Origin of the sequence: Exiguobacterium sp. s133, assembly GCF_018618595.1 — a bacterium.
In the GTDB taxonomy this organism is placed as follows: domain Bacteria; phylum Bacillota; class Bacilli; order Exiguobacteriales; family Exiguobacteriaceae; genus Exiguobacterium_A; species Exiguobacterium_A oxidotolerans.
Window position 1 is genome coordinate 222,244 of the sequence record NZ_JACSMK010000002.1, and the last position, 25,476, is coordinate 247,719.

Consider the following 25,476-nt stretch of genomic DNA (forward strand, 5'->3'; position numbering starts at 1 on the left):
TCCTTAACGTAGGAAATCGAGTAGTGTCGGTTGAATGATTCGCGCACCGGCACTGAGTGCGGCCCGGTGAAGCGTCTCGTACGATTTGAGTTCCATGATGACTTTTTCCGCTTCGATGTCTTCGTTATCCGACATGACGGATTTCGCGATGATTTCTTGATCTTCAAGGCGTGACGCATTCAGTTCAAGACGATTGACGCGTGCTCCGAGATCCGCTCGTGTCTCGACCGTTTGATTCAGCATCGTGTCTAAATCCTTTAGCATCCCTGACAACTCGGCTCCATTGTTTGAGCTATCGACGGCTCCCGTGTCTGAGACACCACCAAGCGCATCATATAATTTTTTTAGTGTTGTAAACGTCTCTGCGCTAAACACGCTCGTCGGCGAGACATTGACCTGGACTTCGATTCCTGACGACACTTCATAGCGGATTACTTCGCTGTCTTTACCGCCCGGGTTTCCGTCCGTAAAGACCGTATCGACAGACTTACCAGGCGTCGCTAAATACTCTTTTAGACCTTCCATCGAAACGAACGGTTGATCCGTCTTCGTTCCGTTGAAGATGACTTTTTCATTGTATTTCGTGTTGGCGAGTGTCCCGATGTGTTCAATCAGCTGCCCGACCTCACTTTGAATTGCTTTTCGTTGTGTCGCGTCATACGTATCCGTTGCTGCTTGCGTCGTCAATTCACGAACACGACTCATCGCTGACGTCACTTCGTTCAGTGCCGAATCGGTTAAGTCCATCCAACCTGTCGCTTCGTTGACGTTCTTTTTGAACTGTTCGACTTCACGGACTTCTGTCCGGTAACGGATTCCTTGCATCGCGACGACGGGGTCTTCCGAGGGACGTTGGATTTTTTTACCGCTGATCAATTGCTCTTGTAATGTGCTTAATTTTTGGTAGCTTGACGATAAGTGTCCGATATTCGTTTTCGTCAGCATCGTTTGCGTTACTCTCATTTAGTCATCACCGTCCTACGATTCCCATACCGTTGATGATCTTATCGAGCATCTCATCAACCGTCGTGATATTACGCGCTGCCGCGTTGTAAGCATGTTGGTACTGAATCATCATCGTCATCTCTTCATCGATTGAGACAGCCGAGACTGACATACGGCGCTGTTCCGCGCTTTCCATCAAGACGGCCGAGCTTTGCCCGAGTCGCGCGACTTGGTCGGTCGCGACCGCCATGTCACCGATGACGTTTTGATAAAAGGAACCGATTGTCGTTGTCGTATCCGACTGGTCGAAACGAATGCTTGCCGTCTTCATGTTGGCGAGCTTCAAGGCACCGGCGCTGTCCCCGATGTTTCCATCCGTCGACGTCGCGATGTTATCGAGACTCCTCTTGATTTCGCTTCCTAGTGCGATCGTCTTCGCTGTGATCGGACCGTTGGATGAACCGAAAAATTCGTTTGTCCCATTCGTCCCGTCTTTTTTAAGATTCCCTGCGTGGGCTGTGTTGAAGGCTTCGGCAAATGTTGCTGCCATCTCATCGAGGTGCCCTTGCATGTTGACGTATTCGCCCGTTGCTTGACCATTCTCGACATGACCATACATCTCAATCAGACCGATTAGCCGTCCTGATGAGAAGCCGCCCGCTGTGTCAAATGAAATCGTTTGTGAATCTGTTTTAAACCCTGTATAGAGTCCGTTCGCATCGGTCGTGAACGTGAGTGTCCCGGCCTTCGGTAAATCCGAGTCGACTGCAAGCAACTTATCGCCGTTCGGTAGTTTAATCCGGACATCGATTCGTCCTTCTGCCGTTTTGACGGTATTTCCGAGTTGCCCTTGCTGGATCGCATCGCTGTCGACGGAGACTTTTTCAAAGTCGACATATTCAGCGAGCTCATCAAAGTAACGGTCCCGCTCATCATATAGCGCATTCGGTAAGACGCCGAGCGGCTCAACCGTATGGATTTCCGCATTGATATTGTGAATTTTTTTGAACAAATCGTTGACTTTTTTCGTCGAGACGTCGATTTCGCTTTTCAGGTCGCCTTGCACTTGATTAAGCGCCTTCGCCATGTAGTTGAACGTTTGCGTCAAGGTTTCTGCTTTTTGACGGACGACACTGCGCGCCCCGGAATCTTGCGGATTCGTCGACAGTGTTTGGAGCGACTCCCAAAATCCATCAAAAGCTTTTGATAGACCGGTATCCGACGGTTCATTGATGATGTCTTCCATTCGGCCGAATGCCGCTTCTTTCGTACCATAGTACGATGTCTTCGTCGCTTCGTCGCGATACTGTTTATCGAGCATCACGTCACGCACCCGTTCAAGCAATTCCCCTTTGACCCCTGTGCCGATTTGCCCCATCTTGCCCGTTCCGATCGACATCGAGAGTTGCTCTGTCGTCGCCATGATTAAGCGCTGACGTGAAAAACCAGCCGTTCCGGCGTTCGCAATGTTGTTTCCTGTCGATTGGAGCGCCCATTGGTTCGTCGTCAGTGCCCGACGTCCTGTCTCAAGCCCCATAAAAGTTGATGCCATTCGTCTACCTCCTTAAGCATTCCGGTTAAAGTGTGTGCGGTCGAGTGCGGACTGACCATATGTAAAATCATCGGCTTCCGGGATCAGCAATTGTAAGTGCCAATCGAGATAATGAAGCGATTGTTCGAGTAATTCAGCGTTCAGGTCGTTCAGTCGTTTGAGCTGACCGATCGTCTGTAACAAGCGGCGTAATGAAGCGACATCCTCCGGGTGATCTTGTAACCACTCGGTCATCGTCACCTGTCCCATCCGTTCAAGCCGTTGTTGTTCGAGCTGTTCAATCCGTTTCAGATGTACCGGTTCTTCTTTGACGATTTGTGAGAGTCGCTTCATATCATTTTGAATCAAAATTGTCTTTTTTTCTTTTGCAAGATCCAATAAAGCATCGTGCTCACTTACGAGTTGTTCAAGGATTTCCATCCGATTGCCTCCTCACAGTTTGCTCTTCATATAAAAAGCGACCCGCGCATCCGTGCCCCGAGTCGCCTCTACTGTCATAGTTGTCCCTCTTACAAGTTCAAAAAACGCTCCGCGATTTTTTTCGCGTCTGGTTTATAGGTTCCATCCTGAATGGCTTGACGAAGGGATTCGATTTTTTCGGTCCGTGATGTTGGTGTCTCATTGAAACGCGCACGCGCTTCACTCGAGATCGTCACTTCATCCGGCCGATTCGTACGTTTTGCTTCTGTTCCTTCTACTGCTTGATTTCTTTCGTACGCTTTAGGCATATTCACCCATTTCGTAGAATCAATTCGCATGTGAACACCTGCTTTCTAGATTACAAGATTCTTAATTCATGTTCGATACGTTCTCGGTTTCGAAGGGGCAGAAGAATCTAGCATCGCTTGGGCGAGGTCGCGTCGTAATTTCTCACGACAATCGGCACAGATCGTACCGTCACGGGAAGGTTTCCCGCAACTCTCACACGTGATTTCCATCTGTGTGATTTCTGACATCAGTAAACGCCCATCCCTAATGTACCGGAGGACTGTTTCTCGTTTGACCCCGACCGCTTGCTCAACATCAATAGGTGAGGTTCGGATTTTCCGCCGTTCTCGCAGGAACTCACGCACCTTCTCAAAATCAGTATGATCTTTCCTAATGCAATCGATGCACAGGTCAGAAGATTGACGAATAAATAATTTCCCGCAAGATTTGCAGTTTAATACATCCATTTCCTTCACCTCATTATGAATATCGGCAGAAATGAAGAATTCTTAAACACTTCGAAATAAAGTTACGGCAGAAATTTCTTTTGCACCTGCTTCATGTAGTCGCAAAGCCGCTTGATGCAAGGTCGTTCCCGTCGTATACACATCATCGACGAGTAAAATCGTTTTCCCCTCGACGGAAGTGATCACTTCATACGGATTGGCCCGAGACAGGCGCTCTCGCCTCGCCTTGCGACTTTGCGCCGGACCATCTGAACGTGCCAAACACAATGTGACCTTTCCACGCATCATCCGGGCGATGCCTTCCGCCTGATTGAAACGCCGTTCGCTCAGTCGCTCTCGACTGAGCGGAATCGGCACAATGAAATCCTGTTTCACTTTTACCTTCTTCAGCTCTTCTTTAAACACGTCCAACAGCGCCGTATCCCCTAAAAACTTATAGCGCTTCAAAAAATCCTTTGCGGTTGCCTCATATAAAAATAATGGGTCCGTCTTCAAATCATAACCGAGTCGCCGCCACTGCTGACAATCGCTGCAAAGGGTGAGACCCGGTTTTCCACAATCCGTGCATTCCCCTCTTTTTACAAACTTTATTTTACAGGTTCGACATACCGTTTGCCTAGTCCATACGTTCGACAATGACCAGCTCGGTAAAAAAAATTGTTGGCAAAGCAGACAATTCATCGGAAACCCTCCCGGTTCGCACGCTGAATATCAGCGATTGCTTCGTATAACGCATTCGATCGATCATTTGCGAAAAAGATGACGTCCCCACTCGGGAAATCGACATCTCGCCCGACACGTCCACTGATTTGAATCAATGCCGCTGCCGTAAACGACACGTCTGCATCGACGACCGCGACTTGGACATTCGAAAAGGTGACGCCACGTTCTAAAATCGTCGTCGTCAATAAAATCGTTGCTGTCGTCCGAAAGCGTTCGACCTTAACGATCCGGTCAGGATCTGCCGCGTGGACCGTTTCAGCCGTTAATCCCGCTTGTTCGAGTCGCTCCTGCCATAACGCGAGTACGGCAACGGTCGGCACAAAGACGAGTCGTGGTTTGTCTGCGTGACTGTGAAGCCATTCAATCAAATGGGCTGGTGTATAGGAAAAGTGGAGTTGCGGAACGGGTAACGGGAAGCCGTGATACCGCCGCATCAGGCGGACGGTCGGCAGGCGTTTGTTCCTAAAGGAAGGGGTTGCACTGAGAAGGATGAGTGATGCCGCGCGGCACATCACCCGTTTGACGTAGCGATGTAGCGTCCGGTCCGTACTATAGGGAAAGGCATCGACCTCATCGATGAAGACGACGTCAAAGCAAGCACGGTAATGAATCAATTGATGGGTCGTACTGATCGTAATATCTCCGAGCTGAAGACGTTCCTCCGAGCCGCCGAACAACGAGACGATTCGCGCGTCCAAAAAAGCACGTTTGACGTGTAACGTTAATTCTCGGACGACATCCGCCCGTGGCGTCGTGATGAGGACACGTTTCTTCAGACGCAGTGCCGTCTCGATGCCGGGAAACAGCATCGGTGTTTTTCCGGCACCGCAGACAGCGTGGACGAGCAAACGTCCTTGTTGCTCAATCGTTCGTTCAATCGCCGTCGCAATCCGTTGTTGGTCGGGTGTTAATGCGAGCGGCTCGTGCCGACTCGGCAGGACGGAGTCAAGCGGACGGGCATCCGTGACGAGCGTATCACACGTTCTTAATTTACCGAAGATGAGGCAGTGCCGACAATAGTAACAGCGTTTCCCGCATGTACATGGTCCGCGTGTCGGCAGTCCCCCGCATCGTTGACACCGCCATGTCACAGCAGGGTACCGACGTTCATTCGAACCAAGCGAAACCTTTACTTGATCGCTCGGAATCAGGCGTCCTCGAATATCCATGACTCACTCCCTTTCTTGATGAGACTCCCCCTCCTTTCGTCAGTCTTGCGTGCGCTTCCTGCCGGCAGTGTAAAGACGAGTCAAAAAAGAAAGAACATCCCATTGAAGTGATGTTCTTTCTCGGTGCAACACTTGTTTCATTAATCCGCTTTGTACCACGTGATCCCGATCGCACCAGGACCAAGGTGTGTCCCGATAACCGGACCGAACACGCTCATTTCAATTTGCGCTTTCGGGAACCGTTGCTCGAGTACTTCGATTTCAGCACGTGCTTTGGCATCGTCTTCGGCATGGATGACACCGATGACATATCCTGCACCCTCATTATGAATCGTATCTTCCATCATCTCTTCAATCCGTTTAACCGCCCGTTTGAACGTCCGAATCTTTTCGAACGGAACGATTTTCCCATCGACGAAATGAAGAACCGGTTTAATCTTTAAGAAAGAACCAACGACGGCTTGCGTCATACTGAGACGTCCGCCCCGTTGTAAATGCTCTAAATCATCAACGACGAAATACGCACGAATCATCCCTTTAAGATCTTCAAGACGTGCGACGATTTCTGTTGCCGTCGCCCCGGCATCACGCATCCGGACAGCCTCCTTCACTAAGAATGCTTGCGGCATACATGAAATTCGTGAGTCGACCGGGTGCACTTGAACGTGATCAACCATCATATTAATGGTATGTAAAGCTTGATACGTTCCACTAATCCCGCTTGATAACGTAATTCCGATGATATCCGTTCCCGCCGGTAGTCGTTCAAAGGCATCCGTGATGTCACCGATGTTCGGCTGCGAAGTCGTTGGCAGACTTCCCGTTTGAATCTTCGCATAAAACTCAGGGACTGAGATATCGAACCCTTCACGATATGCATCACCATCAAAAATGACGCTGAGCGGTGCGACATGAACATTATTTTCTTCACAATAGGTAGTTGACAGATAGGCTGTACTATCCGTTAAAATCACAATCTGGCTCATCCGTGAATTTCCTCGCTTTTAAGAGTTCCGTCGTGACTTGTAATTTTCTGACACGTCACAATCGTTATTAAGTGTATCATAGTTCGTTTCGATACAAAAACAAAGACGGCGCCGCTTTGGCAACCGTCTTTTTATTATACGACGACGACCCAGCCGCGTCGGATTGCTTCGACGACAGCACCTGTCCGGTCGGGTACATTCATTTTCCGCAAAATTGAGGAAACATGATTTTTGACTGTTTTCTCACTGATATAGAGCGTATCACTAATCGCCCGGTTCGAGAAACCGTCAGCAAGCAACTGCAGTACTTCGCACTCACGACGCGTCAAGACGTGTAACGGCGCTTCCGCGACACGTTTTTCAATCGGTTGGGAAGACATCGTTTGTTTCATCTTCATCAAACGACGGTACTCTTGCAAAAGGTTTGGTGTGACTTTCGGGTGGACGTATCCCCCTTCGCGATAGACGGAACGAATCGCATTCACGAGTTCATCCGTCGCCATTTCTTTCAGAAGATAACCAACCGCTCCTGCGCCTAACGCGTGCATGACGTACGTTTCATCGTCATGAATCGACAAAATGATGACGCGGACATCCGGATGGACCTCCATGAGACGTTTTGTCGCTTCAACACCATTGACTTGCGGCATATTAATATCCATTAAGACGATATCCGGTTGATGGGCTTCGACGAGTGGAATCACTTCCGCTCCGCTCGCCCCTTCTGCGACAACGATGAATTCTTCTTCAAAATCAAGAATCCGTTTGACGCCTTCCCGGAATAACTGATGATCGTCGATGATGACTACTTTTACTTGCTCGTTATTCACTGTGTTTCCCCTCTCGCTTCGGATTCTTCGATCGGAATCCCTACCTTGATGACCGTCCCTTTATCTGGTTTCGTTTCGATTTCAAACGAACCATCAATCAATTCAATTCGCTCACGCATGCCAACAAGTCCAAACGACTCATCGCACGAAGCAAAAATTTCATCAAAGTCAAACCCGATCCCATTGTCCTTCACATGAATACGGACAGAATGTTGATACTGTTCTATGATAATACGAATGTCACTCGCTTTGGAATGCTTAACTGCATTTTGGACGGCTTCTTGAACAATTCGGAAGACAGCGACTTCATACGTCGACTCAATCCGCTCCCCACCGCCAAGATAATTAAAATGAATCGGAATGTTCGAAATTTCCTGCATATGACGAAGATAACGCTCGAGTGTCGGAACAAATCCAAGATCATCGAGTGTCATCGGACGTAAATCATAAATGATCCGGCGAATATCCGCGAGCCCGTCACGAATCAAGATCCGGAGGCGATGTATTTCTTCAAAGGCTGCTTCTGCTCCGTTATGCTGGTGAATCTTTTCAATCAAATCTGCACGAATCAAAACGTGAGCAAGCGTTTGTGCTGGTCCATCGTGCATGTCTCGAGATAAGCGCCGTCGCTCATTCTCAGCCGACTGAAATACTTTTAAACCCATCTCTTGTTTTTGCATCGCCTTTTCATACTTTTCATTCATGACCTGCATATCGTCCGTCAAAAAATTCAGGACAACCGAGACGCGACTGATCAGCATATCGGCTCGCTCAATCGTCTCATCAAGGTGGACTAAGCGACGCTCGAGTTCATCCCGCCGCTTTCGGCAGTTCATTTCATCCCGTTGGTTGATGAACGACTCGAGTTGAAGGGCATTCGCCGTTTCGTAGGCGCTTCTGACGTCTTGTTCGGAGTAATGATCGAAGTTCTTGCTGACGACGACGAGTCGTGCTTTTGAATCCTTGATCAGTCGTTCCAGTCGTTCGGCTTCTTTAATATAGTCATGAACACGCGTCTTCAAATCCCGTAACTCCTGTTGGATTTCTGCGTATTGTTCTCTTGAATCTTCTGTAATTCGAACGATTTCTTCCCGACTTTCTTCTACGACACCAATGATGTTCTGTACGATATCATTCAAGGACAGCCGCTCCCTCATCTCATTCGTCATGCTACTCCCTCCAGTCCCCGTGGTTGTCTCTCTCCCGATTCGTCGTTATGCTAGAAAGAACTAGTTAACGAGGAGGACATTTTTGATTATGTCATTATTTAATTATTATACAGTAAAAGAAAATGGTTTCCATGAAATCATTATACAAAAGTCACGATTTATTACATATTTAGCACGCGCTACCTCTGAGCAAGAAGCACAGGGCTTCATCGCGGCGATTAAAAAGCAACACCATGACGCCAATCACAATTGTTCAGCGTACGTCATCGGTGAACGAAATGACATTCAAAAAGCGAATGATGATGGTGAACCGAGTGGAACGGCCGGCGTTCCGATGCTCGAAGTGTTGAAAAAACGTAATCTCCGGAATACGGTTGTCGTCGTCACCCGCTACTTCGGAGGAATCAAGCTCGGTGGCGGTGGTTTAATCCGTGCTTACGGCACAAGTGTCTCAGAAGGATTGAATACAATCGGCGTCATCGAACGCGTTTCCCACGACCTCCTTGAAGTGACGGTCGATTACACATGGCTCGGAAAATTAGAAAATGAACTCCGGGCGACGCGTCACCTCATCGACCAAATCCATTACCTCGATCATGTTCAAATCGACGTCCTCGTCAATTCAGACGATGTCGCCCCATTCATCGAGTGGATGACGAACTTGACGAATGGGCAAGCGAAGATACACGAAAATGGTTCTCGCTACATCGAGCACGATGTGACCTGACGTGACATTCTGTCTCGACCTGCTATACTGTTTGTAAAGAATTTAAAAGTTTTTTAATTATTCAGTAAAGTTAGGGGCAATGAACAGTGGAGGATTCTACACGATCTCGTTCTAATAACCGAAAATCAAAACGCTCTTGGTTTAAGATTTTCGTCACCGTATTTCTCATCGTCTTAGTCACAGGTGGCGCTACGTTCGCCTACGTCGCATATAAAACCTTTCAAACAGCCAACAAAACAGAAGTAAAATTATCCCGTGGTGAAAAATCAGAAAAACGTCCAGCGGCCGTCGATTTGACGAAAGATCATTTCTCCGTCCTGCTCGTCGGGACGGACGAACGCCCTGGTGACACTGCTTCACGATCAGACACGATGATTGTCGCCACCTTCAACAAAGCGGAAAAGAAAGTCAGCATGTTGAGTATCCCCCGGGATTCCCTCGTCATGATTCCGTCTGTCGGCTACGAAGATAAAATTAATCACTCGTATGCGTTCGGAGGAATCGATTCAACGATTGAGACGGTCGAGAACTTGCTCGATATCCCAATCGACTATTATGGCTCAATCAACTTTAATGGTGTCGTCGCGATTGTCGATGCAATTGGCGGAGTCGACGTCGACGTCAAGTTGCCGATCGACACACTCGATTCATCTGATCAACAGAGCGGCGTCAAGCTCGATCCCGGCGTTCAGACATTAACCGGTGAAGAAGCACTCGCCTATGCCCGGATGCGCTACGAAGATCCCGAAGGTGACATCGGCCGTACAAAACGCCAACAACAAATTTTACAAGCCATCATCGATGAATCGACTTCGCTCGGTTCAATCACAAAGTTGAATCAATTGATGCAAGCGACCGGCGATAACTTCCAAACAAACATGTCGTTAACGGAAGCATTCCAGCTGCAGCCGTTCGTCAAGTCACTCGCGACCGTCAACCGGATCGACTTAGAAGGATCGGATGCCCGAATCAACGGCGGCTATTACTACAAGCTGGATGAAGAGTCGCTCCAAGAAGCAAAAAACATGTTAAAAGAACAACTCGCTCTGCCGACGAACCAGGCAAGTGAGGCATCGGCTGACGATTCAGGGACAAAAGATGATACGTCGACTGAAGCAAACTGACTTTGAGGCGTTGTTCGCATTACAAAAACGTGCTTATCAAATAGAGGCGGAGTTAATCGGTACGACCGATTTTCCACCTTTGCGCCAAACATCGGCTGAATTGACGCAAGAAGCTCCGCTCGGTTACGTCTTGACGTCCGAATCCGGACTCATCGGTTGCCTGACGTATTCCGATCGGACGATTACACGTCTGCTCGTCGCACCCGATTTTTTCCGGCAAGGTGTCGCCTCTCGTTTACTGCACCATGCGCTTGCAGCAGAGGATCTGCAGTTCGTCTCAACGGCAAAATTGAACGCGCCGGCGATTGCGCTTTATCATCAATTCGGTTTCATCGAAGACGCGACGACCGTCCGGCAAGACATCGCCCTCGTCCACCTCAAGCGTAAGACTGGAAACAATGGAGCTGACTCATAAGTCAGAGTAAAATCAATCCTTATGTCGTACGTTTCCGACAACAATCAAATGGCCGATGATTCTCTCTTTTATGGAATCATCGGCCATTTCTATTTCCGTACTTTTCGCTCATGCCGTCTTGAAACCTATCCAAGTCTCGTGAAAGCCCGCACTTTTTGTACAAAGCGATCACGCGCTCTAAAGCGTCTGTAGATTGCCTTTTTTAAGTAAGACCGATTCCGCTTAACACCATTCCAATCACTGCTCCAAGTAAAACGATGCGTAACGGCGACTGGTTATAAAAACGAAGTAAACAAAAGAGCCCGAAGGCGACGAAGAAATCGAGACCCGTCTCGACGCTCGATGTAAAGATGGGGTCATATAGGGCGGCTAACAACAAACCAACGACTGCTGCATTGACGCCGATCAACATCCGTCCGACTTGTTTGTTCATCCGGACGCGATCCCAAAACGGGACGACGCCAATCACGAGCAGAAAACCGGGTAAAAAAATCGCCAATGTCGCGAGCAGACCACCCGACACACCTGAAATGACCGTCCCGAGGTAGGTCGCAAATGTAAAGAGTGGACCGGGAACGGCTTGGGCCGCGGCATACCCCGCCAGAAAGTTCGTTCCGTCCATAAATCCTGGTACGAGTGCCTGGTTGAGAAACGGTAAGACGACGTGACCGCCCCCAAACACGAGTGCACCGGCATTGTACATGATGCTCGCGAGCTGCACGTTTCCCGTCGCTACCGTTGCTAAAATCGGTGTCGCGACTAACAAACCGAAAAAGAGTATGAGCGCACTGATGCTCCACACGCGTGATACGTGAACGGCTAACGGCTGACCAGATTGTGGTTCAACTTTAAACAAGAGTAATCCGAACAATGCCGCCAGTAGTAAGACACCGACTTGCGCAAGCGGATGATCGAAGATTAAGACACCTGCAAGCGCAAGCAACATCAACGCTAACCGCTTCGGTCCAACAGCAAGCTTCATCCCCATTCCGAGTACAGCATCGGCAACAATCGCCACCGCGACGAGTTTCAGACCGTGAATGAATCCCGCATCGGTCAAATCGTAAGTTGTCGCAAGCAGTGCGAACATGATCAATAACAGACTCGACGGTAATGTAAACCCGATAAAGGAAATGATTGCACCGACGACGCCACCACGAATCAACCCGATTCCCATCCCGACTTGACTCGATGCCGGACCGGGAAGAAACTGGCAAAGTGCCACAAGATCGGCGTAGCCTTTCTCGTCAATCCACTTCCTTCGTTTGACGTATTCTTCATAAAAGTATCCGAGATGCGCGACAGGACCTCCGAACGATGTCAAGCCGAGCTTCAAAGAGACGATGAAGATTTCTATCCATCTACTCATTTCTCCACCTCCAACACCTAGTATACGAAACGTTTGTAAATTTTTTGTGACAGCTTACAGTTCAGTCGACTTTTGTTTTCCGTATGTCCCCTTTCTCCACAATGCTTCGATTGGCCCTTGGTGATGGTGTCGCAAATACCAACGCGAGAAAAACGTTTGGCAGGCTAATAAGATGAGAGCTCCTAACGTCCCTTGCCACAGCGGAATCGTGCCGTATGTCCCGGATAAGAAAACAAGGACTGTAAAAACGAGTGTGTGCGTCAAATAATTCGTTAGCGCCATCCGTCCGAGCAAGCGGAACCCTTCCATTCGCAGGCCGGCCCGAACAACCAAGGCGATGGCTGTCGCATAAGTAATGGCGAGCGTTCGTCCGGACAACCAGACGAAAAAGTAATTGATTAGTCCATCTGCAACCTGCCCTTGGTGAACGCGAATAATTTGCGTTAGTGCAGGGAGTGACAAAATCAAGCTTACGAGGAACCCTACGATGAGTAATCGTGTTGTCGGTGGCCGCACTGAAAAGCGTTCCATCAAATAGGCGCCGATTAAAAAGAGAGATAAAATTTCCGGCCAAAGCATCAACGTATTTCCGAGTGCATCCGGCAATTGGACGGTCGCATGATAAATGAAATAACCTCCGAGATCACGTTCGGCAACAAGATCGGTCAATCGACCGTCCGGTTCAATGATGGAACGATCGCCTTCTGATTGAGCAAAGAGATAAATTGAAAGATAGAGAGAGACCGTATACAGTTGGAGGGCAAGACCGATGAAGAGTTTGGTCAGCGGTCGTGTTTTGACGAAGAGCAACAAAAGGAATCCGCAAAACGCATACGTTTGGAGAATGTCACCTTCCCAAAACAATAAATGAATGAGACCGATCGCAAATAAAATCGTCAAACGGCGAACAAAAATCCACAGCGAACGCTTTTTTTGACGGAGCCGGTCGATGAAGAGGATAAAGCCAGCACCAAACAACGCGCTGAACAACGTATAAAACTTCGTTTGAATGAACAAATCAAAGAAAAGCCGGAGCAATCGGTCGACTTGTCCCATATCGGACACGAACCGTTCCCCGAGAAAACTCGGCATGTTGACGAGCAAAATCCCACACAGTGCAAAACCACGGAGGACATCCAAATAAATAATCCGTTCTTTTTCCGCTATCGGATTCATAATAGTCTCCTTAATCGTCAATCAGCCGCCCAAAAATCAAATTTTGAGCGGCTGATTGGTCATTTTGATGTAAGTCGTTCGAGTAAATTCAATAACGGACGATAGCGTTCGCCAAGTAGTCCCAGCGATTCGACTAAGATATCGAGCACAATCAATAACATGATTAACGAAACGAGTGCCCCGACGGAATTCGTTTGTGAAAATAAAATCGCCGTCATGCCGAAAATCGCACACAACCCATAAATCACGAGCACAGCTTGGCGCATCGTAAATCCAAGATCGAGCAGACGATGATGCAGGTGGGCTTTGTCTGGTGCGAACGGTGGTTTCCCTTGAAGAACACGCCGGACGATTGCAAACAACGTGTCGGAGATCGGAATCCCGAGCAAGATGACCGGAACGGCAAGCGAGAACAAGGTCACGTTTTTAAAACCGAGTAACGATAAGACACCAAGCATGTATCCAAGGAACAAGGCCCCTGTATCCCCCATGAAAATCTTCGCCGGATAAAAATTGTGGAACAAAAAGCCGAGCGTGCTCATCAAGAGTAAAATTGCGACGATCGTCACGTAAACATTTCCTTGGATGACAGCGAGGCTGATCAACGTCAACAACACGATGCTCGAGACACCGGCTGCGAGTCCATCCAGTCCATCAATCAAGTTGACGGCATTCGTAATCCCGATGACCCAAAGAAACGTCAACGGCACACTCCACCAACCGAGAAACAGTTGCTGGTCAAACGGCAAATTGATGAATTCGATTCGAATACCTCCATTTAAGACGATGACGGCAGCAACAATTTGTCCCATCAGTTTCAACCGGGCATTCAATTGGAATCGGTCGTCGAAGGCCCCCGTCAAAATGATGACGAATCCTCCGACTAGAATATGAGTCGCATAGGGACTCGAAGGTTGCAAAATAAAATAGCCAATCATGAACGCGATATAAATCGCCAAACCACCTAGACGTGGCATGATTCGCACATGTACTTTTCGCGCGTCCGGACTGTCAACGGCACCGACTGCAATCGCAAAGCGTTTTACGACGGGTGTGATCAGTAAGGCCGCGATAAAACAGACGATGGACGCAGTCCATAACATAATAACATCACGCTCCTGCGCGAATTATATCATAAAAAAAAAGAGCCGACGAGCGGCTCACATGAAGATTGGGACTTCAGCAGACGGATCATATGTATAAATCCCACGGCCAACCTTTTTGATTGCCGGGTTCGCTTGCTCGACTTTCGCCATCAATTGATAGATGTTACTGATTTGATGACGGTAACGTAATTCAAGTTCCATTTGAATGTCACGTGCCGACATCGATTCACGTTCACGCATCAAATCACTGATTTGGTGGACGTACACTTCAAGCGGGTAACGCTGATTGACACGCCGTTGTTTTAGAGGGCGTTCTTGTGCTACGGCGATTTCTTTTGAATACTCTCCAGCACCACGACTCAACTCTGCAATCAAGTATTCTGCACGCCGTTGAAGACGGCGGTATTCCTCTTCAATCTCCATCAACTCACGATAAATGTGTTCACTCGTTCCCATGTTTACCCTACCTTCCAAAATTAAACATAAATATTTCAATTATGTTTCAATTGTATGTTTATTGAAATATTACAGACTATAAATTGTCTGTGTAATATATAATTTTTTTAAATATTTAATTATCCTGTAATATTTTCATCAAACACCCGATACAATGGTTACACCTCATATTAACAGAAAGGAGCTAGAACGGAACATATAAATTATAAATTAAACTATCTCAAAAGCACTTATTTTATTCGTAAAGGTGTTCTAACTATTGATTTTACACAAAAGGAGACTGGAAAATTAATGGACAAATTAACTAAATTATTGTCGTTTGCACTAGTACTTTTGCTTCTACTCACGGTTGCGTTTCCGTCTTCTTTAGTATCGGCAGCTAGCGGTACTTCTTTTACGAAAACGACTTATAAAACAACAGATTCTTTAAATCTTCGGACATCCAATACAACCACGTCGAAAAAGTTGACGACGATTCCGAAAAACACACAGATCAGCTCCTCTTATCGTAAAGGGAATTGGTACAAACTGTCTTATCAAGGAAAGACGGGCTACGTGCTAGGAACATACTTAAAGAAAGTCGTCACGGGGACTGCTTTCGCGAAGACAACTTATCAAACAACCGCAGCACTTTCTTTACGCAAAGCAGCGACGACTTCTTCGACACGGCTGTTGACGATTCCAACAGGTAAAAAAATCAGCTCAAGCTATAAAGATGGAAACTGGTACAAAGTCACGTACAGTAATAAAACCGGTTACGTCTCCGGCTCTTACTTAAAAAAAGTCGCGGCTTCGACAACATCGAAAACGACTGCTTATACAACAACCGAACGGTTAAATCTTCGTACCGCACCGAGTGCATCCGGGAAACTGATCTTGACGATTCCGAAAACTCAAGTCGTTCAGTCGCTATCTACAAGTGGCGCGTGGCATAAAGTGACCTATAACGGATCGACGGGTTATGTCATCGGTACTTACTTGAAAAAAGGGACTTCTTCTCCCGCCTCTTCTTCTACGGCGAGCGTCGATTACAGCGGTTCAAAAATGTATGTCCTCATCAGCTCAGGTAGTACGGTCACATTACGCTCCGGTCCGTCTTCTTCAAGTAGCCAACTCGCTCGTCTCGGACGCGGTACGCCGGTCGTCGTCTCAAACAGTACACATAAAACACGTGGTTATGTCGCGGTCAAGACAGCGGACGGACGCTCCGGTTATGTCGAGTCGATGTATTTAACCCTCTTTCAACCCGCTCCTTCGAATCGACCATTGATCGTCCTTGATCCTGGTCATGGCGGTTATGATCCCGGTGCTACACGGGTCGGACTAACAGAACGCGATATCGTCCTCGCCGTCGCGCGTCAGGTCGCAAGCCTTCTCGAAGGAAAAGTCGATTTACAATTAACGCGGTATACGAATGACTATTATCCGACATTGACCGACCGCAGCGTCATGGCGAACTCACATGCAACTGCTCGCTTCGTCAGCATCCATATCAATGCCTCAAACGCTACGAGCGCTTCCGGTGCCGAAAACTATTACTATAGCGGATCAACATCCATTCAATTAGCAAATGCGATTCAACAACGGCTGGTCAGTTATGCCGGTATGCGAAATCGCGGTGTGGATTTCGGTAACTTAGCGGTCATCCGAGGCACGAATGCTCCCGCCGTTTTGACAGAACTCGGATTCCTTTCAAACAGCACAGATCGTTCGAAGTTAACGAACGCTGCCTACCAGGCACGTTACGCACAAGCGATCGCAGATGGAATTCTCGCGACACTTTAATTTTCCACAACACTTCGAGCCGACTAAAAAATATGACATACAATCACAAAAAAGGATTGCCATCTACCGATGCGCAATCCTTTCAGCGTGTAGACAAACTATTAAAAAGCGTAAACATATGGTATCGAGATGCAATCCGTTCGCGCTTCCCTGTCTCGCCTCGTCTTCAAAGCGGCAATCGGTCACGCCGCTACAGCAAAGCTGCAGGGTCGCGACCGATTGCTTTTCGCGGTTCTAAGCGATTCGAAACGGATTGCGCTCTAAAACGTCTCCATGCCCGGCTTTTTGGTCACGGTATTAGCTAAAAAGCGTCATATTTCGTTGACTCCTACGGGAAAAAGTGCGTTTTTAACGCACGTTCAGAGGCAGGCAAGACCCTGCTCGTTGTCCGTAAGGACCAAGGAGCAACGGCTTGCGCCTCGCCCGAGGAAAGCAACGAATAAAGACGCTTTTTCTCCTGATAGCACTTTGTCTACAGTCTGCACGCTAAAAGGATTGCCATCTACCGATGAATTTTGCGAAAAAAATTTGTTTTGAGAAGAAGCAGGAAAGCAACTTTTCACCATCCGTTAAGATTAAAAACCGCTTAATTTGTCTATACGCAAAAAGGACCGCTCAGGGAAGCGGTCCTTTTCCTCACATGAAAAGAGTCAATCAGATGAAACAACGAACCATCAGGGAATGGAACGTTGTCGTTAGCGATTAGCTAAGATTTGCTCAAGGGAAAGCAAATCTGTCGAATCGACACGATAGTCTGCCTCATGTAACGTCGTTTCCGGTCCGACGCCGACAGCATACATGCCTGCCGCGTGGATGGCTGTAATACCGGCTGCTGCATCTTCTACACCGATACAGCGACTCGGATCGACGTCAAGCGCTTCAGCTGCCCGTAAAAACACTTCAGGGTGTGGTTTAGACTGAGCAACTGTTGCCGCATCGACGATATCATCGAAATAGTGTCGGACCTTTAGTGCCTCAACGACCGTCAGCGCATTTTTCGAAGCCGACGCCATACCGATTTTCAGCCCAGCAGCCCGAATTTCATCCAAGAACGAAATAATTCCCGGAAGAAGATCTTGTTCTGAGATATGTTGAATCAACTCGACGTAGTGCTCGTTCTTTTTCGTCGCAAGCGCGTTTTTTTCGGCTTCCGTGAAAGCATGCTGCTTTCCACCGAGCGCCAAGATCCGCTCTAACGAATCGGTCCGACTTACACCTTTAAGTGTTTCGTTGAAATCCCGGTCGAACGGAATCTCAAGCTCCTCTCCGAGTTGCTTCCACGCTAAGTAATGATACTCGGCTGTATCGGTAATCACGCCGTCTAAGTCAAAAATAACCGCTTCAATCGTTGGTGCCATCCGACATCCATCCTTTCATCCATCGTACATGAAAGACAAGAAATCGAATGATTTGCGCAAACGATTGCACTTGCCTCAAGAAATATTTTACCTCTTCATACACCTCTTTGCAAGCGTTATCAAAAATTTCTTCATTTAGACCTTTTGAAGTTATCAGGAAAAATTAGTTTGCATTGATAACGCTTTCAAATAAGCATAAATGTTTTCTCTATTTATCTCTTTACTATTCGTTTTACATTTTTTAACTGGTATAATCAGGTTAGTTTTAGAATCGGAATTGAAGGAGTGACTTAGTATGTTTCAACGTGTCAAACAACTACTCGACGAACAGAGCCGTCGGATGCGACGTTATGAAAAAATCGTCCTGTCGATCAATAGTCTAGAAGCGGAAATGCAACAGAAGACCGATGACGAACTCTGCCGCTTAACCGCTTCTTTAAAAGAACGTCTTCAGACGGGTGAGTCGGTCGAAGCGATTACTGCGACTGCATTTGCGCTTGTTCGGGAAGCGAGTAAGCGGACGCTCGGATTCCGCCATTACGATGTCCAGCTGATTGGTGGCCTATCGCTACTTGAAGGACATATCGCCGAGATGGCGACCGGGGAAGGAAAAACCCTCGTCGCTTCGCTCGCCAGTTTTACACAGAGTCTGTACGGGCAAGGCGTCCATGTCATCACCGTCAATGAATATTTGGCCCGCCGTGACGCGGAACAAATCGGACAAATCCATCGCTTTTTAGGACTGACGGTCGGCATCAATCATTCCGACTTATCATTTGACGAGAAGCGAGCCGCCTACGCTGCCGATATTACATACGGAGTCGGAACGGAGTTCGGTTTTGATTACCTTCGCGACCATCTCGTCATGCGCAAAGAAGACCGGTTGCAACGCCCTCTCCGCTTTGCTCTGATCGATGAAGTCGATAGCATCTTGATTGATGAAGCTAAAACCCCCCTCATCATGGCGGAACGTGACACCGTTCACGAAGCGCTCCAACAACTCGTCCGTCGTGTCATCGAAGCGTTCCAGCCAGAGGAAGATTATACGTTTGACGATGAAATTAAAGCGGTTGCCTTAACCGACCAAGGCATCGAGACGATTGAGCGAACGTTCGGAGTCGATCAACTCTTTGCGGCAGAACATGCTGTCTTGTTTCATTATGTCATCCAGGCACTTCGCGCGCATGTCGTCTTGACACGCGATATCGACTACATCGTCAAAGATGATAAAATCGCCCTCGTCGACTTATTCACAGGTCGCTTAATGGAAGGGCGCAGTTTATCTGACGGCCTACACCAAGCACTCGAGGCAAAAGAGAATGTTACCGTGACTGAAGAAAACCGGACGACAGCCCAAATCACGATTCAACATTATTTCCGCCTCTACCGTCATGTTTCGGGTATGACGGGAACCGCGTCGACCTCACGCGATGAGTTCCTGAAAACTTACCGGATGGATGTCGTATCGATTCCACCGAATCGCCCGAAAATCCGAATCGATGAACCAGACGTCCTTTTTTTGACGCGTCAGGAAAAATATCAGGCCATCGCACAGGCAACACGACTCGCACATCAAACAGGACAACCCGTATTGATCGGGACGACTTCAATCGAACAATCCCTAAAAGTCGCTCACGTCCTGGAGCGCGAACAGTTGCCTTATGAGATTTTGAATGCAAAGACGGTTGATCAAGAAATCCGAATCATCGAGTCAGCCGGACAAGCCGGCCGGATTACGATTGCGACGAACATGGCCGGTCGTGGAACGGATATCGTCCTCGATGCCTCTGCCAAACAGCAAGGTGGATTGTTGGTCATCGGGACAGAACGCCACGAGTCGGTCCGCATCGATAATCAACTTCGCGGCCGGGCCGGTCGCCAAGGTGATCCAGGATTGACGCGCTTCTATTTATCACTCGAAGACGAGCTTCCCCGCCGCTTCGCAAAAGACCGCCTCACCCGTGTTCAAAAAAAGCTTCCCGATGTCGCAGGTCCTGTCACGTTAAAAGAGGCGCGTCAGTTGATGTGCTATGCGCAGGAGACATGTGAATCCGTCAACCGGAGCGTCCGTGATGAACTCGTCCAGCTAGAAGATGTCATCAGTGAGCAACGCCTCGCGATCTATCGTCTTCGCAATCAAATTGTTGAGTCCGAGTCACTTGAAGGGTTCGTCCAGTCCTTTGCTGCTCGTGTCATTCATGCCTTAGTCGATGAGCATCTCCATGACGCGCTCGTTCCAGAAGAATGGCCACTGGCATTACTGACATCGGAACTTGAACAGCTCGTCCAACAACCGGTCCTGCTCGAGCGCGTCGAATCGCGTGAAGAAATGAAACAACGATTGACTCCACTCATTGCAGAGACCGAGACCACGATGGCAGACCATCTTGCGTCCCATGAAGAAACAGCACGTCGCTTCATGCTGCTCGCACTCGATGAACAGTGGACGGGTCACTTAACGGCGATGAATTCATTGAAGGAAGGGATTCATCTTCGCGGTTATGCGCAGGAACAACCTGTTCGTATCTTTGAACAGGAAGGAATGGACTACTTCACTTATGCGATTTCTACTTTTGAAAAACAGATTGTCTCTAGTCTTTGTCGCTTCGAAAGTGTTACGACTGAAGGAGGAATGCTTCATGCAACCGTCGACTGATTCACCGGTTATTCAACCTGCGCTCTATTTCACGGACGATATGCCAATCGTCAAAGAAGATGAGTATGTCTTCCGCTACGTCGCGGCACAACTACCTGGACTCGCTCCTGGTCAAATGGCAATCCACCTCTTCCAAAGGTTAGAAAACAAGCCGTTGCGCTTGATTGCCTTGTTCCAAAATACACTTGACCAAGCTTTCCAGCTGAATGATTTAGTCGTTCTTGCACTGTCCGGCGACCAGTTGATTGCCCGGAAAACGCTTAGTATCGAGGAGATACCGGTCCTTTTACCAATGGTAACAATTCCGCTTTGGCTTGAGTTTGCGGAAGAAGATGTGTTTGTCGACCTTGATTTACTTACTGATCCGGTCCAACTTGTCTTTTCGAACGAATTATTGACCGATGTGCTGATTGATTCGTCCTTCTCGGAGACTGAACGCCAACGGATCCGCCAAATCGCTTTTTCTCACCCGATTCCTCCGACAGACGGTTGGTCGCTCCTTCCGGTATCGATTCTAAAAAAAGAGACTTCCGTTGAAGCGATTGTCTTAGTGCGTAATCCAAGTAATCAGCTTTTGACACTCGATCAGTTGGCATTCGAACTCGTGACCGGAGAAACGACGCTTGCGCAGACCGAGCACCCCGCTGTATCTGTTTTTTCGACGAGCGAATATGCCATTCGCCTCCAGTTTGACTATTCGGCAAAGGCAACTGAAACGTTCGCCCTCCGCTACCTCCCCTAATCAACAACGAGGCGCCTCGTCCAATGACGAAGCGCCTCGTTCCTTTTTTATCCTTTTAACAATCCGATGACGCGGACGTCGACTGCTTTCGGTGGGAATGCCAACATGTTTTCCATGTCTTGCACAATCCGTTCTTGCACTTTACCCGCTGTCTTGATGATCGACATACCATACTTGATATGAACAGCCAGGCTGACCGTAATCTCGCCTCCGACATCTTCGACCTTAACGAGTTTGACCATTTGTTTTTCTTGCAGTTTCGAATCATCTTGCGTAAATGCGATACCTTCTGTTTCCTTGACGGCAACTCCGGCGATGACCTCGATTACCTGCTGAGAAACGTTTACGACACCATCCGCGTTGTTTAAGTTATATGACATACTTTCCACGCCCTTCATCTATTAATCCATCTACTTTAAAGTGTATAGCATTTAACCTTTTTTTGAAAGGTCTTCCCGCTTCTCGACAATCGGACGGATGTCAATTTCAATCAATGGGCGTAACATCCGAACAACTGCCGGGTGAACGATGATTCCGACGATTAAAATCGCAACGCCAAAAATGATCAACAAAGCGACCCAAGGTTCTGTTACAAATGCACCCGTTACATATTGTCGCCAAGCCATGACGAAGAAGACGTGTAAAAGATAAACGTAGAGACTCAGCTCCCCTGCCCGGGTCACGAGTGGAAGCCTGCGCATCGGCACAAGCATCATGAACCCGAGTGACGCCGTGATCGATAAGAAATAGATGACGCTATGCTTCAGTACCCCGACCCAGGCATCGCTATCATATTGTTCGACGTAAGGAAAACGGTGTTTAAAGGCATTTGCAAGATCGACGACTTCTTGCGGTGTATCCCGCCAGGCTTGAAACAATAAAAAACCGACGACGGAAGTAAACGCGAGTCCGCCCAGTAAGCGGACGTTCATCCGGCGTTTGAAATTTTTCGGCATCTCGAAAATCCGGATAAACTCGTGTTCCGAGAGATAGTTCCCTAATAAGAAATACGGATAGAACATGATTAACTTCCGTAATGCCAGGAATCCTGTATTCTCAAGTTCGAAGCCGTATAACAGGGCGAACGCTAAACCGAACCAGATATATCCTCTCAAGTGCACGACGTATGGTGTGACAATGTACCAGACGACCATGACGAACAAATACCAAAGCGCCCAGTACGGACGCAACAAGTGCGTCCCGATATTTTGACCGGAAAATAAGGGTAACCCTTCCCCAAAGGTTGCCCACGACCCGATTAAAATTTGCCAGACACAATAGACGGCAAATAATTGAATCACCCGTAAGTACTTGTTTTCGCGAAAGAAGTAGCCACTCAAAATGATGAACAATGGCATGTGGAACGAATAAATAATTAAATAGACCGTCTCGAGTACCTTGCCATCATAGTCGAACCGAATATCAGTCAGCATATGACCAATGACAACGAAAATGACAAGAAATCCTTTAATATTGTCGAACCATGGATTTCGATTCATGTTACACTACCCCTTATACTCCTCTGAAAGGAACGATTGTTTTATGAAAAAAGCACTATTGATTCTCTCGGTTGTCATAAACATCGTTCTCCTTGCACTACTGTTCGGACGTAAACCACTTGATTTAATCGAAGACGTCTTCCCTGCAATGAGTTCGAAACCGGTTACGACATTCCAATACACAAAAAACTCCAACTATGTCCGATTGAATAGTCTCTTCCATACTTATCAATACCCAAAATCTCCGAATGCTGTCATGTTAGGTGATTCGATGACACATTTTGGTGACTGGCGGATTTTGATGAATGATTCATCGATCGTTAATTTCGGGATTCCCGGTGATACAACGGAAGGATTTTTGACACGACTTGACCTAATTCTTGAGTTAGAACCAAAACAAGTTTTCGTGATGGGTGGTATCAATGACATCCGGCACTTCACACCCGTCTCTAAGATTACAGAGAATATGACGACGATCGTGACGACACTCCGAAAAAATAACATCGACGTCGTCATCCAGTCAACGGTCCCCGTCGCACCGAAATATTCCGACTCCGTCCGGGTCAACCGTGAAGTCGAAGCGTTGAACCGTAATTTGAAGCAGCTCGCAGAATCGGTCGATGCCGACTTCGTCGATTTACGGCCGGTCTTGACGAACGATCAAGGATACCTCCAAAATCGGATGACGTATGATGGGTTGCACCTCGTCGGTGGCGGTTACTTGCGGTGGAGCGATGCCTTAAAACCGTATGCAGAAAAGATAGATGTGACGGAAAATAAATAAGCTCTACTCGGCCGACCCGAATGATGCGCTTGTCATTCGGTTGGCTTTGATTGTATTCAAAAATCTAAAAAGGACGATTCCGACAGCGGAATCGTCCTTTGAGCTTGTAAAGATTCGGTGAGGCTGATGCCTGACCAATTCTTAGTCTTCTTGATTTTTAACGCCCATGTACGCAGCAACGCTTGAAGCTGTGAACACAGCGATTGCGACGATACCAACCGCGATCCAAACGACTTGATCCACCATCTGTTTTCCTCCTTTAATGTAACCGCTCACTTTCTTTTTTTAGCGTACACGAAAATCGTCAAGAAAGAAACACATTTTCCATGTCTAATGACTGGACGTTTAGGGAAAAAGTAACTATAGTAGAAGGACAACTATAAATTGTCAGAAAATTCGATTATTTCACAAGGAGGTGATTCTGATGGCCACTCCACTCTTGAAACCGAAACTCATGATGCAACGACGAAGTACACTCAACTTTGGTTATTGGCTCGTCATCGGGCTCATTGGTTGGATGATGCTCAGCTTAGTCACAGGACTTCGCGATGTCCTGACAAGTCTTCCTTTGTATGAAACAATTCCACTGACATTTCTGATCGTCTTTGTTACCGGCGTTACTTTAAAGATGCTTCGCGATGAATGGTGGATTCGTTATCTCAATCGGCAAAAGCAATTCTATATCGGTCAAGAAACCGTCCTGACGTGGTGTTCGATCATCGACAGCATGTGGCTCGTCCGCAAACCGATGCGTCGCGAACTACGGCACCTGTACAAACATATCACACAGACGAAAATTTCTGAAGAAGCAAAAGAGACACTCGCAATGCAACTCGTTGAGCGAGGAATCTTGATTGTTTATTCTCGTCCGAAAAGTGACCATCCAGCTTAAGAAAAAAGCATTGAGAACTCAGGATTCTGCCCCTTGAGTTCTCAATGCTTTTTTATTGTGTCAATTGATTGTTTAACCAGGATGCCGCGCTTTCAATCGTCGGCATGACGAGCTGATGTCCGTGGTTTGACCATGTCACGTCGACATGCGCTCCGGCACCTTCAAATAGTGCTTTTAGTTCTTCCGTCTCACTTGCGGCACAAATCGGATCATTTGCCCCCGCTCCGATGAAGACGTTGACGCCTTCACTATTTGGCAACGGGATGCCACGACGCGGTACCATCGGATGGAGCAAAATCGCTTGTGCGAACAGCGCTTCTTCAAACATCATGTTCGCTGCGATATTCGCACCGTTCGAGTAACCGACGGGAATTAATTCCTGAACGGAAAATTGATACGTCTCACTTTTTTCTTTGATGAATGCCATCAATTCTTTTGTCCGTAAGGCTAAGTCGGCTTCGTCAAAGACGCCTTCTGCCAAGCGTTTAAAGAAACGCGGCATCCCATTTTCCGTGACTGCTCCACGAACGGAGAGATAACCGGCATCTGGATGAAGCAATTGGACGAGTCCGATTAAATCTTGTTCCGATCCACCCGTGCCATGGAGAAGCAAGAAAATCGGTGCGCCTTGTTTTTTAGGTTGTTCAAAAAGATGTATCATACGAGTCTCCCCTTCTTGACTGTGATTGGTGCGGCATGTTGCGCGATTTGCACCCGGTGCGCCTCAAATTGTTCCGGCAACTTTAAGTCTTCACCGAGTGCTTCGAATGCTTCATCAACGGCAAAACCAGGATTGTCCGTTGCGCTTTCATGACGATTACCTAGTTACTCCCTTTTA

Annotated in this window: 27 protein-coding genes; 9 read left to right on the plus strand and 18 right to left on the minus strand. The window is 47.7% G+C overall.

The genetic code is table 11. The features are described 5' to 3' along the window. Positions 1–3: 3 nt before the first annotated feature. The 10 genes from flgL to KNP96_RS03760 all read right to left on the minus strand — a co-directional run bounded on the left by flgL (position 4) and on the right by KNP96_RS03760 (position 8,549). On the minus strand, positions 4–963 hold the full coding sequence (gene flgL, locus KNP96_RS03715) for a flagellar hook-associated protein FlgL (protein WP_214768854.1): 960 nt from the start codon (positions 961–963) through the stop codon (positions 4–6). A 7-nt stretch (positions 964–970) separates the two neighbouring features. Next, a complete protein-coding gene (gene flgK, locus KNP96_RS03720) occupies positions 971–2,497 on the minus strand; it encodes a flagellar hook-associated protein FlgK (protein ID WP_214768855.1) in 1,527 nt (508 codons plus the stop codon). 12 nt (positions 2,498–2,509) lie between these two features. Then, positions 2,510–2,917: a flagellar protein FlgN gene (locus tag KNP96_RS03725; RefSeq protein WP_088837792.1), complete on the minus strand. Its 408-nt coding sequence runs from the start codon at positions 2,915–2,917 to the stop codon at positions 2,510–2,512. Between the two features lie 89 nt (positions 2,918–3,006). Further along, positions 3,007–3,255: a flagellar biosynthesis anti-sigma factor FlgM gene (gene flgM / locus KNP96_RS03730; RefSeq protein WP_088837793.1), complete on the minus strand. Its 249-nt coding sequence runs from the start codon at positions 3,253–3,255 to the stop codon at positions 3,007–3,009. A 36-nt stretch (positions 3,256–3,291) separates the two neighbouring features. Beyond that, positions 3,292–3,453: a hypothetical protein gene (locus KNP96_RS03735; protein ID WP_159173375.1), complete on the minus strand. Its 162-nt coding sequence runs from the start codon at positions 3,451–3,453 to the stop codon at positions 3,292–3,294. Between the two features lie 261 nt (positions 3,454–3,714). Next, positions 3,715–4,077, minus strand: coding sequence for a ComF family protein (locus tag KNP96_RS16665; protein WP_353048309.1), 363 nt, complete (start codon positions 4,075–4,077; stop codon positions 3,715–3,717). Between the two features lie 272 nt (positions 4,078–4,349). After that, a complete protein-coding gene (locus KNP96_RS03745) occupies positions 4,350–5,564 on the minus strand; it encodes a helicase-related protein (RefSeq protein WP_214768857.1) in 1,215 nt (404 codons plus the stop codon). Between the two features lie 140 nt (positions 5,565–5,704). Next, positions 5,705–6,550, minus strand: a complete 846-nt coding sequence (locus KNP96_RS03750) for a DegV family protein (protein WP_214766794.1) — start codon at positions 6,548–6,550, stop codon at positions 5,705–5,707. 134 nt (positions 6,551–6,684) lie between these two features. Continuing rightward, positions 6,685–7,380, minus strand: coding sequence for a response regulator (locus KNP96_RS03755; protein ID WP_088837798.1), 696 nt, complete (start codon positions 7,378–7,380; stop codon positions 6,685–6,687). Beyond that, positions 7,377–8,549 carry a sensor histidine kinase gene (locus KNP96_RS03760; protein WP_088837799.1) on the minus strand — a complete coding sequence of 391 codons (1,173 nt, stop codon included), beginning with the start codon at positions 8,547–8,549 and terminating at the stop codon, positions 7,377–7,379. Before KNP96_RS03760 ends, KNP96_RS03755 begins: the two co-directional genes overlap by 4 nt. Positions 8,550–8,637: 88 nt before the next feature. Here KNP96_RS03760 and KNP96_RS03765 point away from each other — a divergent pair, with 88 nt between their 5' ends. From KNP96_RS03765 to KNP96_RS03775, 3 genes are all read left to right on the plus strand, one after another. Next, complete coding sequence (locus KNP96_RS03765; RefSeq protein WP_214768858.1) at positions 8,638–9,276, plus strand: YigZ family protein; 639 nt, start codon at positions 8,638–8,640, stop codon at positions 9,274–9,276. An 86-nt stretch (positions 9,277–9,362) separates the two neighbouring features. Further along, positions 9,363–10,400, plus strand: a complete 1,038-nt coding sequence (locus tag KNP96_RS03770; protein WP_214768860.1) for an LCP family protein — start codon at positions 9,363–9,365, stop codon at positions 10,398–10,400. Then, a complete protein-coding gene (locus KNP96_RS03775) occupies positions 10,375–10,815 on the plus strand; it encodes a GNAT family N-acetyltransferase (protein ID WP_088837802.1) in 441 nt (146 codons plus the stop codon). The genes KNP96_RS03770 and KNP96_RS03775 overlap by 26 nt, the downstream gene beginning before the upstream one ends. 202 nt (positions 10,816–11,017) lie before the next feature. Here the strand turns inward: KNP96_RS03775 and chrA are convergent, their stop codons facing one another. The 4 genes from chrA to KNP96_RS03795 are packed head-to-tail and all read right to left on the minus strand — an operon-like array spanning position 11,018 to position 14,922. Next, the gene (chrA, locus tag KNP96_RS03780; protein ID WP_214768862.1) at positions 11,018–12,184 is read right to left on the minus strand and encodes a chromate efflux transporter; all 1,167 of its coding nucleotides are present in this window, start codon (positions 12,182–12,184) and stop codon (positions 11,018–11,020) included. A 54-nt stretch (positions 12,185–12,238) separates the two neighbouring features. Further along, positions 12,239–13,360 (minus strand): DUF418 domain-containing protein, encoded by a 1,122-nt coding sequence (locus KNP96_RS03785; RefSeq protein WP_088837804.1) that lies wholly within the window; start codon positions 13,358–13,360, stop codon positions 12,239–12,241. Positions 13,361–13,419: 59 nt separating this feature from the next. Continuing rightward, on the minus strand, positions 13,420–14,463 hold the full coding sequence (locus KNP96_RS03790) for a glycosyltransferase family 4 protein (RefSeq protein WP_214766783.1): 1,044 nt from the start codon (positions 14,461–14,463) through the stop codon (positions 13,420–13,422). A gap of 57 nt (positions 14,464–14,520) precedes the next feature. Continuing rightward, positions 14,521–14,922, minus strand: a complete 402-nt coding sequence (locus KNP96_RS03795) for a Rok-like winged helix domain-containing protein (protein WP_029331484.1) — start codon at positions 14,920–14,922, stop codon at positions 14,521–14,523. A 291-nt stretch (positions 14,923–15,213) separates the two neighbouring features. Between KNP96_RS03795 and KNP96_RS03800 the strand changes: the two genes are divergently transcribed. Together KNP96_RS03800 and KNP96_RS16830 are read left to right on the plus strand one after the other, a co-directional pair. Beyond that, the gene (locus KNP96_RS03800; protein ID WP_214768864.1) at positions 15,214–16,707 is read left to right on the plus strand and encodes an N-acetylmuramoyl-L-alanine amidase; all 1,494 of its coding nucleotides are present in this window, start codon (positions 15,214–15,216) and stop codon (positions 16,705–16,707) included. A gap of 129 nt (positions 16,708–16,836) precedes the next feature. Continuing rightward, positions 16,837–16,971: a hypothetical protein gene (locus tag KNP96_RS16830; protein WP_256442617.1), complete on the plus strand. Its 135-nt coding sequence runs from the start codon at positions 16,837–16,839 to the stop codon at positions 16,969–16,971. Between the two features lie 431 nt (positions 16,972–17,402). On the opposite strand, the gene pgmB is transcribed toward KNP96_RS16830, so the two are convergent. Then, entirely contained in the window at positions 17,403–18,065 is a 663-nt protein-coding gene (gene pgmB / locus KNP96_RS03805) for a beta-phosphoglucomutase (protein WP_214767987.1), read from the minus strand. A gap of 295 nt (positions 18,066–18,360) precedes the next feature. Here pgmB and secA point away from each other — a divergent pair, with 295 nt between their 5' ends. Both secA and KNP96_RS03815 read left to right on the plus strand, forming a co-directional pair. Beyond that, positions 18,361–20,721 carry a preprotein translocase subunit SecA gene (gene secA / locus KNP96_RS03810; protein WP_214768866.1) on the plus strand — a complete coding sequence of 787 codons (2,361 nt, stop codon included), beginning with the start codon at positions 18,361–18,363 and terminating at the stop codon, positions 20,719–20,721. Then, the gene (locus KNP96_RS03815; RefSeq protein ID WP_214768868.1) at positions 20,705–21,463 is read left to right on the plus strand and encodes an SLAP domain-containing protein; all 759 of its coding nucleotides are present in this window, start codon (positions 20,705–20,707) and stop codon (positions 21,461–21,463) included. Before secA ends, KNP96_RS03815 begins: the two co-directional genes overlap by 17 nt. A gap of 47 nt (positions 21,464–21,510) precedes the next feature. Here KNP96_RS03815 and KNP96_RS03820 read toward each other — a convergent pair whose 3' ends face one another. Both KNP96_RS03820 and KNP96_RS03825 read right to left on the minus strand, forming a co-directional pair. Continuing rightward, the gene (locus KNP96_RS03820) at positions 21,511–21,843 is read right to left on the minus strand and encodes an Asp23/Gls24 family envelope stress response protein (RefSeq protein ID WP_235195173.1); all 333 of its coding nucleotides are present in this window, start codon (positions 21,841–21,843) and stop codon (positions 21,511–21,513) included. Positions 21,844–21,894: 51 nt separating this feature from the next. Beyond that, the gene (locus KNP96_RS03825) at positions 21,895–22,962 is read right to left on the minus strand and encodes an acyltransferase family protein (protein ID WP_088837812.1); all 1,068 of its coding nucleotides are present in this window, start codon (positions 22,960–22,962) and stop codon (positions 21,895–21,897) included. Between the two features lie 43 nt (positions 22,963–23,005). On the opposite strand from KNP96_RS03825, the gene KNP96_RS03830 reads away from it, so the two are divergent. Together KNP96_RS03830 and KNP96_RS03835 are read left to right on the plus strand one after the other, a co-directional pair. After that, on the plus strand, positions 23,006–23,746 hold the full coding sequence (locus KNP96_RS03830) for an SGNH/GDSL hydrolase family protein (RefSeq protein ID WP_088837813.1): 741 nt from the start codon (positions 23,006–23,008) through the stop codon (positions 23,744–23,746). Between the two features lie 424 nt (positions 23,747–24,170). Then, positions 24,171–24,638 (plus strand): hypothetical protein, encoded by a 468-nt coding sequence (locus KNP96_RS03835; protein ID WP_088837814.1) that lies wholly within the window; start codon positions 24,171–24,173, stop codon positions 24,636–24,638. 52 nt (positions 24,639–24,690) lie between these two features. Here KNP96_RS03835 and KNP96_RS03840 read toward each other — a convergent pair whose 3' ends face one another. After that, the gene (locus KNP96_RS03840) at positions 24,691–25,299 is read right to left on the minus strand and encodes an alpha/beta hydrolase (protein WP_088837815.1); all 609 of its coding nucleotides are present in this window, start codon (positions 25,297–25,299) and stop codon (positions 24,691–24,693) included. Positions 25,300–25,476 lie beyond the last annotated feature (177 nt).

Bases quoted from the DNA above. Each gene is read 5' to 3' on its own strand.
- flgL (WP_214768854.1), bottom strand. From the start codon at position 963: ATGAGAGTAACGCAAACGATGCTGACGAAAACGAATATCGGACACTTA.
- flgK (WP_214768855.1), bottom strand. From the start codon at position 2,497: ATGGCATCAACTTTTATGGGGCTTGAGACAGGACGTCGGGCACTGACG.
- KNP96_RS03725 (WP_088837792.1), bottom strand. From the start codon at position 2,917: ATGGAAATCCTTGAACAACTCGTAAGTGAGCACGATGCTTTATTGGAT.
- flgM (WP_088837793.1), bottom strand. From the start codon at position 3,255: ATGCGAATTGATTCTACGAAATGGGTGAATATGCCTAAAGCGTACGAA.
- KNP96_RS03735 (WP_159173375.1), bottom strand. From the start codon at position 3,453: ATGTCAGAAATCACACAGATGGAAATCACGTGTGAGAGTTGCGGGAAA.
- KNP96_RS03745 (WP_214768857.1), bottom strand. From the start codon at position 5,564: ATGGATATTCGAGGACGCCTGATTCCGAGCGATCAAGTAAAGGTTTCG.
- KNP96_RS03750 (WP_214766794.1), bottom strand. From the start codon at position 6,550: ATGAGCCAGATTGTGATTTTAACGGATAGTACAGCCTATCTGTCAACT.
- KNP96_RS03760 (WP_088837799.1), bottom strand. From the start codon at position 8,549: ATGACGAATGAGATGAGGGAGCGGCTGTCCTTGAATGATATCGTACAG.
- KNP96_RS03765 (WP_214768858.1), top strand. From the start codon at position 8,638: ATGTCATTATTTAATTATTATACAGTAAAAGAAAATGGTTTCCATGAA.
- KNP96_RS03775 (WP_088837802.1), top strand. From the start codon at position 10,375: ATGATACGTCGACTGAAGCAAACTGACTTTGAGGCGTTGTTCGCATTA.
- chrA (WP_214768862.1), bottom strand. From the start codon at position 12,184: ATGAGTAGATGGATAGAAATCTTCATCGTCTCTTTGAAGCTCGGCTTG.
- KNP96_RS03785 (WP_088837804.1), bottom strand. From the start codon at position 13,360: ATGAATCCGATAGCGGAAAAAGAACGGATTATTTATTTGGATGTCCTC.
- KNP96_RS03790 (WP_214766783.1), bottom strand. From the start codon at position 14,463: ATGTTATGGACTGCGTCCATCGTCTGTTTTATCGCGGCCTTACTGATC.
- KNP96_RS03795 (WP_029331484.1), bottom strand. From the start codon at position 14,922: ATGGGAACGAGTGAACACATTTATCGTGAGTTGATGGAGATTGAAGAG.
- KNP96_RS03800 (WP_214768864.1), top strand. From the start codon at position 15,214: ATGGACAAATTAACTAAATTATTGTCGTTTGCACTAGTACTTTTGCTT.
- KNP96_RS16830 (WP_256442617.1), top strand. From the start codon at position 16,837: ATGCAATCCGTTCGCGCTTCCCTGTCTCGCCTCGTCTTCAAAGCGGCA.
- pgmB (WP_214767987.1), bottom strand. From the start codon at position 18,065: ATGGCACCAACGATTGAAGCGGTTATTTTTGACTTAGACGGCGTGATT.
- secA (WP_214768866.1), top strand. From the start codon at position 18,361: ATGTTTCAACGTGTCAAACAACTACTCGACGAACAGAGCCGTCGGATG.
- KNP96_RS03815 (WP_214768868.1), top strand. From the start codon at position 20,705: ATGCAACCGTCGACTGATTCACCGGTTATTCAACCTGCGCTCTATTTC.
- KNP96_RS03820 (WP_235195173.1), bottom strand. From the start codon at position 21,843: ATGTCATATAACTTAAACAACGCGGATGGTGTCGTAAACGTTTCTCAG.
- KNP96_RS03825 (WP_088837812.1), bottom strand. From the start codon at position 22,962: ATGAATCGAAATCCATGGTTCGACAATATTAAAGGATTTCTTGTCATT.
- KNP96_RS03830 (WP_088837813.1), top strand. From the start codon at position 23,006: ATGAAAAAAGCACTATTGATTCTCTCGGTTGTCATAAACATCGTTCTC.
- KNP96_RS03835 (WP_088837814.1), top strand. From the start codon at position 24,171: ATGGCCACTCCACTCTTGAAACCGAAACTCATGATGCAACGACGAAGT.
- KNP96_RS03840 (WP_088837815.1), bottom strand. From the start codon at position 25,299: ATGATACATCTTTTTGAACAACCTAAAAAACAAGGCGCACCGATTTTC.